Raw genomic sequence first — 17,105 nt, forward strand, 5'->3', positions numbered from 1 at the left:
GTATGAGAAATTCTTGGTGCCAAAAATTCTATGTTTTTGTACTTTGCAGTAAAAGCTGATTTGGTAAAATGTTGATAGTTAGGTAGAAAGATAGTAGTTAAGCAACTAACTTAGCTAAGATTGATTATAAATTCAGTTTTGCCTGAGCCATTGCTGCTGAGAGAGAAAGTATAGCCGTGATTCATGAGGATATCCCGTACCATGGTTAAACCAATACCTTGTCCTGTTTTCTTGGAAGTATAAAATGGGGTGAACAGGTGCGGCTGCACATGCTCTGGAATGCCCTCGCCGTTGTCTGTAATGGTGATGCGGGGCGGGTAGAGCTGAGTTTGTACCTCGATTTCGCCGTTTTCTCCTATGGCCTCCATAGCATTTTTAAGAATGTTCAGCAGCACCTGCTCCATCTGATTCTTGTCTAACGAAACGTGCAGGGGCGCAGTAGCTAGTATAGGTTTGAGTTGAATGTGTCGCTTTTCGAGCTCGGGCTTTAGTAGTCTGTGCAGGTCGTGGAGGAGGGCATGCACGTCTACACTTTCTTTTTTTGGCTGCGGCAGGCGCACAACATCTGCAAAATTGGCCATAAAGCGACTTAGGTTCGAGTTGCGCTCAATCGCTACCTGCAGCACATGCTCATAGTCCGGCTGATCGTCGGGGTTAAGCTGCGGAGCGTAGTACTGCAAAGAACCAAGTATAGAGTTAATGGCGCCGGTTGTATTGTTCACTTCATGCGACATTACCCGAATCACTTTCTCATAGGCTTGCCGTTCGTTGGCAAGTATAGCTTCGGTTAACTCCTCTATAAGTATAAAGTAATGCTGAAAGCCCCGATCCAGGAAATGGGCACGGTGGCATCGAAAAGTCCAGGTGCCGTGTATCCGGAACGTGACCGATTGTCCGGTTTGCAGGTCTTGTAGCGGTTTCGCCCAGTCTGCGGGTAATTGGCTTACGTGCTTTCCTTTCAACTCTTCCAGCTGTTTGCCCAGGAAACGCTCTGCCGCCGGGTTTATACTTTCCACTTGGTAATCGAAGCCTAGAAGTATAATGCCGGCAGGGGAGGCCTGAATCAATCTTTCCAGCAGATAATGCTTTTCTGCCTGTGCTACCCTTTCCTGCCGCAGTTGCGTCATCATACGGTTATACACGTTTACCAGGTCGTCGAGGTCTTTCTGGCCTACTGCCATAAAGGTAGTAGAGAAGTCTTTGTCTTTCATCGACTCAATACCAGCCCTAATGAGGTTCAGCGGCTTGAAGAATGATTTGTAAAGGCTAACAGTGAAATAAATAGAAACAAGTATAAGCAGCTCCATTCCCAGGAAAAGCAGTTCATCCTGTTGCAACAGGTACCATGCCAGCATGCCCAGCAGAACATGCACAAACACAGCGAAAAGTATAAACTTACTGCGCAGGGTCATAAGGAATGTTAAACTTATCGAGGCGGCGGTAAAGGGCAGCACGGCTCAGACCAAGCGCCCTAGCCACTTTGCTAATGTTATTATGGTAGTAATCCATTGATTTCTTGATCATGGATGCCTCCATTTCGTCCAGGGTCATAGTGCCCACCGCAGGCAGAGTCTTGTCGCCGGGTTTGGCAGGGCTTTGCTGCGCCTGCGCCTGAAAATCCTCAGCCTCTAATACCGGCTGTTCAGCAACCAACACCGTGCGCTCCACCAGGTTCTTCAGCTCACGGATGTTTCCCGAAAGGTGCAGACTTTTTAGCCACTGCAGTGCACGTTGGCTAACCTTTAGCTCTGGTCGGTTATAGGTTTGCTTTAAATTATCAACAAAATACTGCACCAGTAGCGGTATATCTTCTTCGCGTTCACGCAGAGCCGGCAGTTTTATCTTAATAAGGTTAATGCGGTAGTACAAGTCTTCTCTAAACTTGCCTTCCTCTACCAGTTTTGCCAAATCGCGGTTGGTAGCGCATACAACCCTGATGTCAAGCTTACGGGAGCGGCTGTCGCCTAGCACTTCATAAGTACGGTCCTGTAGCACGCGCAGCAGCTTTACCTGGCTGTTCATGTCTAGTTCACCAATCTCATCCAGAAAAATAGTGCCTTTATTTGCCATCTCGAAGCGCCCCATACGGTCAGACTTGGCATCTGTAAAAGCACCGCGCTTATGGCCAAACATCTCACTCTCGAAAAGGGTAGAGGAGATGCCGCCGAGGTTTACCTTTACAAAGGGCTGCGATTTACGGAGGCTATTGCGATGCACAGCCTCCGCTATTAGTTCTTTGCCAGTTCCGCTTTCGCCCTCTATTAACACAGAGGCATCAGTAGGTGCTATCTGGCCAATCTTTTTCAGTATCTGCAGCAACTGCGGGTCCTGGCCCACAATGTTTCGTAAATCATACTGCTGGTCCAGTTTTTTACGTGTAAGTGACTCCCCATTGGTTTCGGATGCCTGCTCGGAAAGGCTCAGGGCCGTACGAACCGCCTGCAACAAATAGTCGTTACTCCAGGGCTTCGTAATAAAATCAGCTGCACCCAAACGCATGCCTTCCACGGCCAGACTGATAGAGCCCCAGCCAGTAATAAGTATAACCGGAAGGTGAGAGTACACTTTTTTAAACTGCTCAATTAATGCCAGACCATCATGGCCGGTGGTATCCATAGAGAAGTTCATATCCATGATCACAAGCTTCAGGGCATGCTGCTTAGCCATGAGAAGCGCCTCTTCCGGAGAGGACGCTTCTTTGGTTTTAAAGCCGTTCTGCTTCAGCAGCAAGCTAAGCGATGCGCGTATCGCTACGTCATCATCTATTATCAGGATCATGGTTTATGGGCGAATTAGAAGTATAAATATAAGCTTTATTAGAATAACTGCTGCAGTCGCAGCTTAATCTTCGTGCAAGGCAATAGCCGGATGTATGGCCGCCGCTTGTTTACTTGGATACAGAGCACATAGTATTACTAAAGTATAAATCAAAAATACTGAAGTAAGTATAGCTTGTATAAATGTTTCGGTAGGCACCTCTTGTATTATGCCCAGCAGCGGGAACTGTACCGCAAAGAAACACCCTATTACAAGGCCAAAGGTTGCCAACACCATAATCTCACCAATAAACTGCTTGTATACACTACTGGCAGAGGCACCCAATGCACGGCGAAGGCCAATTTCGGAGTGGCGCTTGTTTATGTTATGCCATAGTACGCCAAACAGCCCCAATGCCACATTTAAAATCAAAAAAGCGCATACAATGGCAAATATGATCATCGGAATTAGTATTTGCTTCAGGTATGAGCGGCGCAAGTCTGGCATTTGCTGTAGATCTGTGGTCCAGCCAGTGCCGATGTTAGCTGCCGTTTCCAGTACCTCTTCTTCGAACTGCGGATTTGTACCGGGTTTTATTTTAATGTAAATGGTGCCCATTGCCCTTGATGCCGTGTCTTCCAGAGCCGTTCTTTCAAAGTATGAACTGGTGAGGTCATCCATTTCACCGGTTGGCTTAAAGGCTGTGATCACACCAATAATGGTACGCTCTGTATCGCCTCGCATTACCGTTTTGCCAACAGCTGACTCACCCGGGAAAAAGGCTTCTTCCACATCTTTGGTAACCACAATTGGTTGCCTGTTAGAAAATGCATCCTGATCGTTAAACCAGCGGCCATCCACCATCTCAATACCCATTACATCTTTAAATGCATTGTCTTGTACTGTTATCACATTGGCTGTTCGTTCCATGCCATCATGGGCTAGTTCCGTATTAGAAGAACTTCTTGTATATGGTCCGTTGGGTCCTGCCAGGGCAGCATGCTCAATCTGTGGATAGCTTCTCAGTTGCTTAAGTAACTGAGCTGTACGCTCTCGCCTTTCGGCATCAGGCATGTCGTTGCTATATGTTTGGAGTACCCATACATTGTCGTATTTAAAGCCAAGCGGTTTAGAGGCATTTGTATAGAAGTACAGTAGTAGGGTAGATACTCCGAACAGTACCAGGAAGGAGAAGAAAATCTCCACAATCATCAGAAAGTTACCGCGCTTTCTGTTCCACATCAACTTAAATAAATGGCGGATCATACATTACCTCCTTTCAGGGCTGCCACTACGTGCAGTTTAGACATTTTAAAAGCCGGATACACACCGGATAAGAATCCAAAAACAATACAGATTAAGAAGCTATAAGCAAAAATGGTTGGATTAATAGCCAAGTTGGAGTATGGAATAATGCCGCTGCTGTTAATATAAGCCAGCACCCCCTGCGCCAGCAAAAGACCAAGTGCACCACCTATAAGCGTCAGGATCATGTTCTCCACCAAAAACTGCCCTACCAGCGTAGCTGAAGAAGCACCAAAGGCTTTTCTAACGCCAATCTCGGAGGCACGCTCAATAATGCGGCTAATGTTAATGTTTACCAGGTTGATGGTGGGCAACAACATAAAGAAGAGCACTCCCAGCGTTACCCATGTAAAAAACATGGTAATGCTAATTTCTCCCTCAGCACTGGTTACACCTCTGATGTAGGTTTCTACCAAAGTATCTGCATGTAAGTATACACTCTTATAGTTGGCAGCATCAGGGCCTGGTATGATTACATTTTTGAAGGCCTGGTTAAACTCTTCTTTGATGTTATCAATATCAGATGGCGAATTGGCGAGGATAATGGCTTCAAAACTGCCTCCGAACTGTGGCTTGCGGTAATCTTCTTTAATATTTGTGTAAGGAAGCCAAACATCGGCGTAAGTATAAAGGCGGTTTGCAGCTACGTTTTTAACTACACCCACAACTTTATACTTTGTTCTGTCTACTTCTATAAACTTGCCTAGTGCATTTGTACTGTTGCCAAAGTAATTTTGTCTCGTAGCCTCATTTATAACGGCTACTCTGCTTATGCCATCCACATCTCCTTTACTGAAAGGCTGTCCTTCTACAAATTCAAAATCCAGTACATTCCAGAAGTTGCTGTCGGTAAATCGCACATCCAAAGGCAGTTTTCGATTATTTACGTAAGCATTGTAGCTGTAGTCGCTTGTATAAAACGTCATGTCCTGTGGCGTTTTAAGTGGACGCACATACTTGTCCAGAATATAATAGCCTGGGTTTGAATTCATGGTATAGCCGTTGCCGGTCATTTTGAGCCTGTTTACATAGAGCATCCTGTCTGTTTTGAGCTCTGGGTTTTCGGGGCCAAAAAGGTGATTAACCATGGCAGTAGCCACCATCAGTATCATGAGAGTAAAGCTTATGCCAAAGAGGCTGATGAAGGTAAAGAACTTGCGCCGCAAGAGCACCTTCCAGGCAATTTTAAGATAGTTCTTCAGCATGGCCTTAAACGTTAGCGTAGTCGAATATCTTGGAATCTGATACCTGCTGCCCATCGAAGAAACGCACAAGGCGCTCTGTTTTCAGAGCCATACCTTCGTCGTGTGTCACCATTACGATGGTGGTCCCGTCAACTTTGTTCAGGTCCAGCAGAATGTTCATGATTTCTTCACCCATCACAGAGTCCAGGTTACCGGTAGGTTCGTCGGCAAGTATAATTTGCGGCTGACCAATAAGTGCACGGGCAATGGCCACGCGCTGGCGCTGCCCACCTGAAAGTTGATTCGGATAATGCTTGGTGCGTGCGCTAAGGCCTACTTTCTCCAAGGCCAGTTTTGCTCTTTTACTGCGTTCTGAAGCAGATATTCCACTTCTGTAGAGTAGGGGTAGCTCCACATTATCCAGCACACTCAGGTCGTTAACCAAATGGTAGCTCTGGAAGATAAAGCCGATCTTCTCGTTTCGGATATGTGCCAGCTCTTTGTCTTTGTAGGTTCGGATTACCTGGCCGTCTATCTCCACAGTGCCGCTGGTAGGTATGTCCAGCAGGCCCATGGTGTTAAGCAAAGTAGACTTGCCACAACCGGACGGTCCCATGATAGACAAAAACTCTCCTTTCGGCACGTGCAGGTTCACGTTTTGTAAGGCCACCGTCTCAATGGTTTTGGTTTGGTAGACCTTTTCGATGTTTGATAGCGTGATCATAGTTCTAATATCGTTAATCGTTGGTAGTTAATTGCTAATTGTTGCTTCTTTATAGTATCTGTTTACTTTTCAATCTTTATAACTTATCGCCTGCTGCTGTTGAAAGTCAAATAGGGTGAGGGCTCTTAGCTGGTAATAAGCTTCCCAAAAAGCACTTAGCGAAGCGATGTAAGCTCTCCGGGCCTGGTCTTTCTCTGCCAGGGCAATGTTAAGATCTGTAATGCTGATGCGGCCAATTAAGAAGGTGCTCCTGGTAATCTCATAGCGTTCTGCGGCAATGACATCGGCTTCGGCGGTAGTGGCAATTCTGTTTTTGAGGGTGTTATATTGATTTACCTGTGTAATTACCGCCTGCTCAAAATTCGTCTGTTCCTGGTTGATCGTGTATTCTACCAGCTGCTGATTTAGCTGTGCTGCTTTTGTGATGGACCGCTGGCGGCCCCAGTCGAGCAGTGGCATCGTAAAGCCAATGCGGGCACGCTGCTGATTATCGGGCTGATTGTATATGTCTGTGAAAGACTCACCACGGTCTGTAAGACCAAAGGTGGCGAAGAGACTGGCGTTTAATCCGTTATCGCCTTTAGCCTTGGCTACCTGACTTTCGGCCTCCAATAGCCTGCGCTTAAAGCTTATACTTTCTTTGCGGTTCTTTCTGGCTTCTGCTAATGCCAGCTCAGCAACTATACCTGTCTCCGGCACATTCTGTGGCACCAGCAGCGCAAGGGGCTCATTTTCTTTTATACCTAAAAAATTCTTCAGGGCAAGCTGTGCAGTCTGCTCGTCAAGTTTTGCTTGTGCGAGTGCCAGATCGGCATTTAGTACAGCCAGGCGCAACTGCAGCAGGTCGTTCTTAGAGAAACGGCCCAATTTATATTTTTCATCAGCCACCTGGTACAGTGTGTCGTTGTTTGCCAGGTTTTTAGCAGCTATACTCTTATTTACCTGCGCTAGCAAAAGATCAAAGTATAAGTCTGTCGCTTTAACTGCCAGCTGCTCTTTGTTTTCTGTGAACTGCTTTTGCGATTCCTCATACTTTAGCGGCTCTATGCGCTTAGTCCAGGCTAGGGCGTTGTAAGCAAACAAGGGTTGCTCCAGTCCGATAATAGCCGGGTTGCCGTTGTAGCGGGTTTGGTCGCGGTCAAAATCGTCGAAGCGCTGCATAAGCGAGGTTACAAACACACGGCCACCTGTCGGGCTGATTACCTGGCTAAGCGACACCCCCACATCGGAGCTGTTGATGGACACCGGCTGAAAAGCGATGGTACCGTCCGGCTGGGTAACCGGTGTAATGGTGCGGCTAAAGTCTGGTAATGTGCCGGCGAGGCTAAGCTGTGGCAGATAACTAGACTTAAAGCTGCGCCACTGCCAATAACTGTTTTCTCGGCTGGTTTCTACCTGCTTCGCCTCAGTAGATTGTTCCTGCGCCATAGCAATTACCTCTTGCAGGCTTAGCTGCCTGATTGCCGTCTGGCCCATACTTTGGCTGCAAAGCAGTATGAAGAGTAGAAAAATCAGGTATCGGTATTTCATAGTTTTGTTGATTTAATCTGCATCTGTTGACCCACCCCTGGCCCCTCCTCGGAGGGGCCAGGGGTGGGTCAACTCGTATAGTTTAATTTAGCTTCATCTTCTTTAGGTGCTCGTGCTCTTTCATAGAAGAAATGATTACTTCATCTCCGGCGCTAACACCGTTTTCCAATTCAACAAAATCAGGGTTACTCACGCCTAAGGTTACCGGTACACGAACTACCTCGTCATTGCGAAGTATAAAAACCTGATTACCGGTTGCGCTGCTGAAGTATGGACCGTTCTTAACACGCAGCGTGCTTGGTTTGGTAGCGGTTATCACCTGCACATCCACCCGCAGATTTGGCCTCAGAAGCTTATGCGCTTCACTTGGCAGTGCTACATAAAAGGTGATGGTGCCGTTTGTTACGGTGGGCTCTATGGTTGCGATGGTGCCTTTTAGGTCGGTATTTCCTACCCTAATGCTGGCTTCGCTGCCTACTTGAAGTTGCTCTGCGTAGGTGTCGGAAATAGAGGCTTTTACTTTAAAGCTGCTTAGATCGGCAAGGCGGGCTATTACATCACCGGCGTTAATATTGCTGCCTACTTCGTTTTTTACCCAGGTTACCACTCCCGGACTGGTTGCACGAATCTCTGCCTGTTCCATCTTGCGCTCCAGCTCTTCAATGGATCTGCCTTGCATGGCCAATGTAAATCCCAGTTCCTGTTCGTCGGCTTTCAGTAAGGCGCGTTCGCTGGCAATATCACGTTCCAACTGGGCAAGCTCCTGCTGTGCAATCTTCAGGTTTAGCTCAGCCTGTTTTACCTGCTCTTGTGTGCCGCCGCCAATCTTTATCAGATATTTTTCATCGTCAAGTCTTGCTTGCAGGCTTTTCACGTTCATGCGCTTTATCTCCAACTGCGACTCCAGGCTGTTAAGCTTTTTCTGTAGCTGCAGGCGCATCTGCACACTTTTATGTTGGTTTAGCTGTTGCTCGTCTTTTAGTTTGTCGTAAGCGAGCTGGGTAAAAGAGCGGTCGAGTAGCAAGATCTGTTCGCCGGGCTGCACCTGCTCACCGCTGCTGCGTACTACCTGCTCAATGCGTGCCTGTATCGGGCTTGTAATTACCTGTTCATTTTCGGGTACCACCACACCGGTTGCAGTTAAGGTAGCTATCACCGGACCATTCTCTACCACAGCTGTGCGTATCTCTGCGCGGCTTATACTTGGTGTGATCAAACTTCTGAAACCAAGTATGGCAAATACTACCAAGGCAATGGCTGCCGAAATTTGCCAGATGCGTTTTCTCTTGTTGGCTTTGATGGTTGTAGATGATAGCTCCCGATCCATAGTTTTATTTTATACTTGCTCGGTTCTATATAGCCAATTCAAGTGCCAATTATTTAATTAATTGATAGTGAGTTATTTGCGATATAAAAGTATGATTTTAAGTATATAAAATGTGTTCAGTATTGAACAGGTTGTTCGGTTTTAGGAGTAATTTAGGAGAGGGTAAATTAATGTTTGAAGGGTAAGGAATAGAGAAGTTTCATCTTAAATCACGACACTATTTCTTGACGTTTTGCGCATACTTTCCCTTGTGACTCCTCGTTATAAACGAGATGAGGATTATACTTTTATCCCTACTTTTCCTAAACATTTTAGTACCGGCAGTTGCCCAGAATCTTGTTAAAAATCCGAGTCTGGAGATTTACAAAGACGGTGTTGTCGGCTTCAGGAGAATCAGCGGCACACCTGATGTAGCCTCTAAGTATGATAAAGTAATTCAATACCCGCCATACTACAATTCGTACCAGGCAGACCTGCCCACCAGGAGTGTGTCAAGCGTTCGCTTCGGTGACATTTGCCTGTGCCAATGGTTCAGCGAAACATCCAGTGAGCTAACACAGGTACAACTGCGGAAACCGCTCAAAAAGAATAAGGAGTACCTGGTTAGCCTTTATACTATAAAAGCATCTGTAAGAGAGCCAGCAATAAGTGAAGTGCCAGTATACTTTACTAAAAAGAAGCTGCCATCAACGAGCAAAGTATATGGCTTTGAAGAGCACGAGCTAACAGGCCAGCAGATACCATACGTGTCCCTCACCTCAGCCAGAAGTCCTGTGCTGGATTCCATGGAAGACTGGGTAAAAGTATCGGCAGTGTACAGGGCAAAAGGTGGAGAACGCTACCTGACCATCGGCAATTTTCTGGGTGCTAACCAGGAGGCGCTGGAAGCTATGAACCCCGAAGGCTGGGAGGAGATAAAGCGGTACATTGTGCAGGGTACTTATTATTGCTACGACAATATTAGTGTTATTCCGCTTTCAGAGGCAGTGCCAGAAGAGGGGGAGATTACAAAGCCAACCAATGTAGAATCTCCCTTTGCTGCGGACAGAATCATTACCTTAAGCGATGTCAACTTCTTAACCGGCAGTCACGATATCTTGCCTGTTGCTTTTCCTACGTTAGATGCGTTGGCAGACTTTATGGCAACTGAATCGGAAGTAACGGTGCACATCATGGGTCATACAGACGATGTCGGATCTGAAGAGGATAACCTGCGGCTTTCTGTACGTAGGGCTAAGGCAGTAAAACAGTACTTGGAGAGCAATGGAGTTGCAGCTGATCGGGTTACTTATACAGGATTTGGGGAAAACGAGCCTAAGGTGCTAAACAGTACTGACGAAAACAGAGCCAGGAACAGGAGAGTTGAAATACAAATCAGGCAAAAGTAGTAATGGAGGCCATTGAAGACTATTTTCCTGGGCAAAACCCGGTGCCGATGGAGCGGGTAGTGAATGCTTACGTCAAAAGTATTCAGGGAATAGGCACAGGTGAGATTATTCGGGTGTTTTATCTATCTTCCTGAGCATTTCTCCGCATCTTTCCTTAATTTGCCCCAAACCGAAAAACAAAACGCTACATGACCTACAAAGAAAGATTAGCAGCTATCCGCAGCCAAATGAAAGGCGAGGGCGTGAGTGCCTATATCATTCCATCGGCAGATCCGCACATAAGTGAGTACGTTCCAGACAGATATAAATGCATTGCCTTTGCTTCGGGCTTTACCGGCTCGGCAGGCACACTAGTTATAACCGAAGAGGCAGCACACCTCTGGACAGATGCCCGCTATTTTGTGCAGGCCAACGAACAGTTAGAAGGAACAGGTTTTGAACTGGCTAAACTAAGAGTGCAGAATGCACCGGAATATATTGGGTGGTTAGCAGAGCGCTTGCCGGCAGGAGCTACCGTAGCTTACGACGCTAAACTAATTTCTGTAAGTCTTGCACAGTTATTGGAGGCAGAGCTTTCGCCGCTTGGTATCAACATAAACAGCGACCGCGATTACCTAGACCCGATCTGGCAAAACCGTCCGGACCTGCCTACTGCACCAGCCTTCCTGCTTGGAGAAGAGGTAGTAGGAGAGTCGCTGGAAAGCAAAATGCAAAGACTCAGAACCGCCCTTAAAAAATACAGAGCTGATTACCACCTGATCTCTTCGCTGGATGATCTGGCCTGGTTGTTTAACATGCGTGGCTCTGATGTAAAGTGCAATCCGGTGGTGTTAAGCTTTGCGTTGATAAGCCAGAATAAGGCAATGCTGTTTGTTGATGCGGCCAAATTCTCTGAAGCAGACCAAGAGAAGCTAAGAGCAGCAGGCGTTGAGCTGGAAACATATGACATGATCGAACGCGCTGTTTCGGCCATACCTGCTGACAGCATTCTGGTAGATCCCCGCCGCAATTGCTACGCGCTTTATAAGCAATTGCCCAAAGAGGTTCGCGTGGTACAGGATACAAATCCAACTACTTTCTTTAAATCACAGAAGAACGAAGTGGAGGCAGAGCACACCCGCCATACTATGGTGAAGGATGGTGTTGCCCTTACCTGTTTCTTTAAGTGGCTAGAGGAGAACATCGGTAAAACCAGAATTACCGAACTGACAGTGGTAGACAAAATGCGCGAGTTTCGTGCAGAGCAGGAGGGGTTTGTCGGCGAAAGCTTCGATACCATCTCTGGCTATAAGGCACATGGTGCCTTGCCGCATTACCGTGTAACCGAAGAAAGTGATGTGGAGCTGCAGCCGGATGGCTTGTTCCTGGTAGACTCCGGCGGACAGTATACTTCCGGCACTACCGATATCACCCGCGTGGTGTCATTAGGCAACTTAACAGAGGAGGAAAGTATAGATTATACATTGGTGCTGAAAGGTATGATCGATGGCTCGACAACCCGTTATCCAAAAGGCACCAAAGGTTACCAGATCGATGCGATCACCCGTAAGCCGCTTTGGGACTATGCCCGCAACTACGGTCATGGTACTGGTCACGGTGTCGGCTTCTTCCTGAATGTGCACGAAGGTCCGCATGTACTAAACCCAACACCAACGGATGTGCCGCTGGAGTTAGGCATGATCTCGTCTGTGGAGCCTGGTATTTACCGCGAGGGTAAACACGGCATCCGCATCGAAAACCTGGTACTAACGGTGAAGGATGAGACCAACGATTTTGCTGAGTTCTATACTTTCGAGCACCTCACACTGGCGTTGATCGATACCACACCTATTAAAAAGGAGCTACTGGAAGCACACCAGATCAAGTGGCTGAACGAGTACCACCAGCAAGTGGTAGAAAAACTTGGTCCGCACTTGCGTGAAGACGAACTGGCCTGGCTAAAAGAGAAAGCGAAGCCTATATAACTGGTAATTGTAGACTGATTTTTTTGGAGCGGCTATACTTTGAGGTATAGCCGCTCTTTTGTTTTTAGCCGTATATGAGATTTAAAGTTGAATTCCTTGAACAGGATATGCATAGGGGAAGCAAGTTATAGAAAAAGCCCATCAACTTTCATTTAAAAAGCTACTTCAACCCTACTAAATAGTAGTACAAATCCGCAACATTTCCTCTAAAAATCAATATACAGTAAGTCGATAACAAATGCTTATACTATGCCCTTGAGAACTTTTTACCGCACCATAGCTGCCCTGGTTATACTTAATTTACCTTTGGCAGCACAAGCACAAACCACACCCCGACCAGCTTCTGTAACTGTTAAAATTGATGTTCCGCAAAACATGCGCACCGGCGTTTTTGCTGTTGATCGTTTTGCCACCATACCACCCGATTTTAAGCTGGAAGTTTATGCGCGGGTAAGCGGTGCCCGTTTTATGGCGGTAGCACCAAACGGTGACCTCTTCGTCTCGATGCCCTGGGATGGGAAAGTAAAAGTGATAAGAAAGTTAGCAACTGGCGGAATAGAAGACTTTGATTACGTAGATGGCCTGCAGCGTCCGCACGATATTGTTTTCCATAAGATTGGCAGCACGCAATATGTTTATATCGCCGAGAAGAACCAGATAGTCCGGTATACTTACACAAACGGCGACAGACGCGGACAGAACAAGCAGGTTGTGGTGGCAAATTTGCCAGACGAAAGTTTGCCTGAGTTACAGGGCAGCTATGGCCATGTGCTCAAAAACATTGCCCTCGACAGTAACCATAAACTGTACGTATCCATCGCCTCTACCTGCAACGCCTGTGTAGAAGATACTCAAAGCAATCCTAAACGCGGCGCCATTTACCAATACAATGCCGATGGCACGGGTGGTCGCTTGTTTGCGCAGGGCATCCGTAACGCGGAAGGGCTTGATTTCGTGCCGGGCACCAATAACCTGTGGGTAACACTAAACCAACGCGATAACGTGGCTTATCCATTTAACGACGGCACCGGCAATTATGGCAAAGTGGTACAGAGCTATGTAGATAATAACCCACCTGAAGGTATAACTTTTGTGCGCGACGGAGGCAACTATGGATGGCCTTTCTGTAACCCCGACCAAAGACAGGGAATGGACAATATGCCTTTTATTAATGATGTGCAGTTAAATGCAAACGGTGCCGTTGACTGTAATGGAATGGACCGCGTCAGCAAAGGAATACAAGCGCACTCGGCACCACTCGGTTTGCTGTTTACGCAAAACACACAGATGCCGGAGGCTTACCGCAATGGTGCATTAGTGGCCTTGCACGGCTCCTGGAACAGACGAAAAGCCACAGGCTACAAAATTGTATACTTCCCGTGGCAGAATGGCCTACCCGGAAACCAGATGGACTTAGTTGGCGGTTTCCTGAACTCAGACTCTACAGAAGCTTATAGCCGCCCCAATGATATTGCTATTGATGCACAAGGCAACCTATACATCTCTGATGATGGAGCAAGCGCAATTTATAAGCTAACCTACACTGGAGCCGTTACCTCTGCAGAACGCGAGGCGTTGGATAGAGCTGTTGAAGTGTATCCTGTACCTGCCTCTAAAGCATTGAACATCAATGTAAGCAACCTGAAGAGCAGAGAGGTACAGTTTATACTTACCAACGCTCAGTCAGCGAATGTGCTGAACGAATCAAGGCATATAAAAGCGGGTGCGGCCAACAAACTACAGCTAGATACCAGTAAACTGGCAGCCGGGGTATACTTTTTAAGTATAGTCTCTGGTGATACCCGCGTAGTGCGCCGCATAGTCATTCAGTAATCATAAGAAAGCTGCAACTAAAGAAGCCCCTTATACTTCTGGAGGTATAAGGGGCTTCTTTAGTTTGAATAATATGTTAAGTAATGCTAGTACTAATTTATTGCATCACCGTCCAACAATCATTTAAACAGATCAACAATTAGCCATACCTTTGCGGCTCACGACAGGCTGTTTTGTGGCGGCCACTTTTCATGAGCAGTTTTATACTTTTATTCGGGTGCCTTCTACTTGGTGTGCTGCTGCAGCGGGTTCGTAATTTCCCGCCGAACACGCCGCTGGTGCTCAATCAGTTTATCATCTACATTTCGTTGCCTGCGCTGGCGCTATACTTTATTCCGGAGGTAGCACTTGATAGCACCGTGTTATTGCCGGTAGGAGTGGCGTGGATATGTTTTGCGGGTTCAGCATTATTTTTCTGGAGCCTGGGCAAAGCATTTGGTTGGTCACGTAAGCTGATCGGTTGCCTTATACTTACAGCCGGCTTGGGTAATACTTCCTTTATTGGCTTTCCGGTAATAGAGGCTCTTTACGGACAAGAGGGTTTGAAAACAGCTATTTTGATTGATCAGCCCGGATCCTTTTTTATACTTTCTACGGTAGGCATTGCAGTAGCTGCGGCATTCTCCAGAGGTACAACCGATGCCAAGGCTATTGCTAAAAAGATATTTACCTTTCCGCCCTTCTTTTCTTTTGTGCTGGCTATAATTTTAAACCTGCTCAACCTGCATTTCTCAGATGATGTGAAGGAGGTTTTCCAGCGATTGGGTAGTGCCGTAACGCCGCTGGCACTGGTTTCGGTAGGGCTGCAGCTCCGGATTGAACGGAAAAGTAAACACTGGCGATTCCTTATTCTTGGGCTCACTTACCAGCTTATGCTTGCGCCTCTCCTGATCTATACTTTATACTATGGAATTATGGATTTGCGAGGGGAAATGATTCAAATAACCATCGTGGAAGCTGCCATGGCACCCATGATTACTGCTTGTATTGTGGCGGCAACATATGGGCTTAAGCCAAAGCTGGCCAACATGATGATTGGATTTGGTATACCGATCTCCTTCATTACCCTAGCCTTCTGGTATTGGTTAGTGCAGGGAATTTAAGTGCAGAAGAGCATTAAAAGAAAGAGTGGCCTTTTCGCCACTCTTGATTATTCTTCCGGCTCTTCGTACGTGTCGAGCTTGATTTTCTCAATCATCAGGTAGTTCTTAAACTGATGGATCATGCGGTCCATCTCCTTCTCCTTGGTGGCAAGCGCCTCTACTTCTTCATCTGATGTCTGCAGCACAGGGCGCAGTTTGTAAAGGCTGTCCTGTAATTGCGGAATAGCTGCCTCGGTATGTTCTCTCAGCTCTTCGTTTGGCTGTGTATGCAGGCTCTGCTCCAGCTCCTGGATATACATCTCGAGGAACTCAGCCATATGCCACGGGTTGTTTGGTTTGTTCCAGGTAAAGGTGGTGTTGCAGCGGCGGCAGCGGTAGGTGTTGCACTTCCAGCCATGCTCGTTGGTGGCAACGCCATTCTTCTTCAGCATATCAGCTTTTCCGCACTTGGGGCATTGGGCGTTATCCTCAATTACCTTCTCCAGGCGTTCTCGCTTATCCAGTATAGCAGCACGGTTTTCAGCATGTTTGTAAAGCTGTGCCTCTAAGTTCTGGCAAGCATTGGTAAGTTGCTCATGCTCTTGGCTCAGTTCTCCCGTCTCCATCAATAAAGTGGCACGCTTGCTGAAAAAGCGTATCAGTTTTATCAATTCCCTCTCGTTTGCCTTAAGTGCTGTAGTGTTCATAAGTTAATGCTTTGTACAAAGGTACTAAAATATGATGGAAGAAGACAGGAGAGGGGGAGTCTTCTGTCTCTGGCGGTGAAATCCAATTTATGAGATGAATATTAAGATTCTTATTAATCTCACCTATTTTGGAAATTTCTCTGAGCCATGCCAATTTAGGTGTAGGGTCATTTATTCTTTGCTGCTTTCAAAGTAAATAAACGTGTTGACTTTTAGCTGGCTTTTCGCCTCGCCGGCTGGGCCTTACTTTGCTCCTTGATGAGAAAAGTAAGCAAAAGAATCAAGACGCTCCAAACTCGCTGAACGCTCAAACAAAAAATCGTCATTTGGTGCACCTCGCTGAAGCTGTTGCTGCGAACTAGTGTTTCTGTTTGTACTTCCATGGCAAAGGCTATAGCCAAGAAGTGACTATCCCAGTTTCTCTGTGGGGGTAGGGGCCCTCTTTAAAGAGGCGCCTTGTGAGATCCGGTGCCCGGAGGGCAGCGCGTCAGCGCAGGAGGGAACACAGCGGCGATGCAGAGAAACGAGGCCTCCCGGCCTTGAGGGCACTAAAGCCTGAAGTGAAAGTATAGGCAGGTAAGACTGAAGGAAAGACCTAGCTAGAAAGAATAGCAGCTTTTACATCTCGATTTTATCTCTACTTCTCCCTAACCCTCTTATAAATTCTGATAGCGAGCATCAGAATGATAGAAAACAATATCAGTCCTATTATGCCCCAAACCATACTTAAAGCACTTTTAAGCACTACCAGAAACACAATGCTTATCAGGAAAAGCGTGGCTACCTCGTTCCAGATTCGGAGTTGGGTAGAAGTATACTTTAGCATACCCTGTTGCTGCTGTTTAAAAATGCTATGGCAGAGAAAGTGGTACACGTAAAGGCCAAGCACAAAAGACAGCTTCCAGAGTAACCAGCTTGGGAAGGGATCATACAAACCTAGTGTAACCACAATGCTGGTTCCGAAAATAAGGGTAAGTACAGCAGAGGGCCACGTAATGCCATACCAAAGCCGCTTTTGCATAATGGAGAACTGCTGCTGAAGTATGCTGCGCTCTGGTTCCGGCTTCTCCGAGGCCTCTGCGAAATAGATAAACAGGCGGACGATGTAAAAAAGGCCCGCAAACCAGGTAACTACAAAAATAATATGAAGCGCTTTGAGGTAAAGGTAGTCCATAGCCCAAGGTGGTGTTTCTGCAAAGGTAATCTGAAATGTTTAAAGCACTACCCAAAACAAGAGCTATACTTTTGCGCAGTATTTTTGCGCGGAGTTTAGTACCTTCACAGCATCCTGCAAAAAATTACCT

Annotated in this window: 13 protein-coding genes; 4 read left to right on the top strand and 9 right to left on the bottom strand. The window is 46.7% G+C overall.

Translation table 11 applies throughout. The features are described from left to right. Nucleotides 1-110: 110 nt before the first annotated feature. From H8S84_RS00055 to H8S84_RS00085, 7 genes are all read right to left on the bottom strand, one after another. Nucleotides 111-1,412: a sensor histidine kinase gene (locus tag H8S84_RS00055; RefSeq protein ID WP_187065236.1), complete on the bottom strand. Its 1,302-nt coding sequence runs from the start codon at nucleotides 1,410-1,412 to the stop codon at nucleotides 111-113. Beyond that, nucleotides 1,396-2,778 (bottom strand): sigma-54-dependent transcriptional regulator, encoded by a 1,383-nt coding sequence (locus H8S84_RS00060; protein ID WP_187065237.1) that lies wholly within the window; start codon nucleotides 2,776-2,778, stop codon nucleotides 1,396-1,398. The genes H8S84_RS00055 and H8S84_RS00060 overlap by 17 nt, the downstream gene beginning before the upstream one ends. 63 nt (nucleotides 2,779-2,841) lie before the next feature. Continuing rightward, nucleotides 2,842-4,023: an ABC transporter permease gene (locus tag H8S84_RS00065; protein ID WP_187065238.1), complete on the bottom strand. Its 1,182-nt coding sequence runs from the start codon at nucleotides 4,021-4,023 to the stop codon at nucleotides 2,842-2,844. Beyond that, nucleotides 4,020-5,267, bottom strand: coding sequence for an ABC transporter permease (locus H8S84_RS00070; RefSeq protein WP_187065239.1), 1,248 nt, complete (start codon nucleotides 5,265-5,267; stop codon nucleotides 4,020-4,022). Before H8S84_RS00070 ends, H8S84_RS00065 begins: the two co-directional genes overlap by 4 nt. A gap of 4 nt (nucleotides 5,268-5,271) precedes the next feature. Next, nucleotides 5,272-5,970: an ABC transporter ATP-binding protein gene (locus tag H8S84_RS00075; protein ID WP_187065240.1), complete on the bottom strand. Its 699-nt coding sequence runs from the start codon at nucleotides 5,968-5,970 to the stop codon at nucleotides 5,272-5,274. 69 nt (nucleotides 5,971-6,039) lie between these two features. Beyond that, nucleotides 6,040-7,500 (bottom strand): TolC family protein, encoded by a 1,461-nt coding sequence (locus tag H8S84_RS00080; RefSeq protein WP_230406997.1) that lies wholly within the window; start codon nucleotides 7,498-7,500, stop codon nucleotides 6,040-6,042. Between the two features lie 82 nt (nucleotides 7,501-7,582). Then, nucleotides 7,583-8,827 carry an efflux RND transporter periplasmic adaptor subunit gene (locus H8S84_RS00085; protein ID WP_187065241.1) on the bottom strand — a complete coding sequence of 415 codons (1,245 nt, stop codon included), beginning with the start codon at nucleotides 8,825-8,827 and terminating at the stop codon, nucleotides 7,583-7,585. A 272-nt stretch (nucleotides 8,828-9,099) separates the two neighbouring features. Here H8S84_RS00085 and H8S84_RS00090 point away from each other — a divergent pair, with 272 nt between their 5' ends. The 4 genes from H8S84_RS00090 (at nucleotide 9,100) to H8S84_RS00105 (ending at nucleotide 15,115) form a co-directional block, all read left to right on the top strand. Next, complete coding sequence (locus tag H8S84_RS00090; RefSeq protein WP_187065242.1) at nucleotides 9,100-10,215, top strand: OmpA family protein; 1,116 nt, start codon at nucleotides 9,100-9,102, stop codon at nucleotides 10,213-10,215. Between the two features lie 188 nt (nucleotides 10,216-10,403). Next, nucleotides 10,404-12,179: an aminopeptidase P family protein gene (locus H8S84_RS00095; RefSeq protein ID WP_187065243.1), complete on the top strand. Its 1,776-nt coding sequence runs from the start codon at nucleotides 10,404-10,406 to the stop codon at nucleotides 12,177-12,179. Nucleotides 12,180-12,428: 249 nt separating this feature from the next. Beyond that, nucleotides 12,429-14,012, top strand: a complete 1,584-nt coding sequence (locus H8S84_RS00100; protein ID WP_187065244.1) for a T9SS type A sorting domain-containing protein — start codon at nucleotides 12,429-12,431, stop codon at nucleotides 14,010-14,012. 191 nt (nucleotides 14,013-14,203) lie between these two features. Continuing rightward, nucleotides 14,204-15,115 carry an AEC family transporter gene (locus tag H8S84_RS00105; RefSeq protein ID WP_187065245.1) on the top strand — a complete coding sequence of 304 codons (912 nt, stop codon included), beginning with the start codon at nucleotides 14,204-14,206 and terminating at the stop codon, nucleotides 15,113-15,115. Between the two features lie 47 nt (nucleotides 15,116-15,162). On the opposite strand, the gene H8S84_RS00110 is transcribed toward H8S84_RS00105, so the two are convergent. Both H8S84_RS00110 and H8S84_RS00115 read right to left on the bottom strand, forming a co-directional pair. Further along, a complete protein-coding gene (locus H8S84_RS00110; RefSeq protein ID WP_187065246.1) occupies nucleotides 15,163-15,801 on the bottom strand; it encodes a hypothetical protein in 639 nt (212 codons plus the stop codon). Nucleotides 15,802-16,438: 637 nt separating this feature from the next. Then, a complete protein-coding gene (locus tag H8S84_RS00115; protein ID WP_187065247.1) occupies nucleotides 16,439-16,975 on the bottom strand; it encodes a CopD family protein in 537 nt (178 codons plus the stop codon). Nucleotides 16,976-17,105: the final 130 nt, after the last annotated feature.

The sequence above is a fragment of the Pontibacter cellulosilyticus genome, from assembly GCF_014306105.1.
In the GTDB taxonomy this organism is placed as follows: Bacteria; Bacteroidota; Bacteroidia; order Cytophagales; family Hymenobacteraceae; genus Pontibacter; species Pontibacter cellulosilyticus.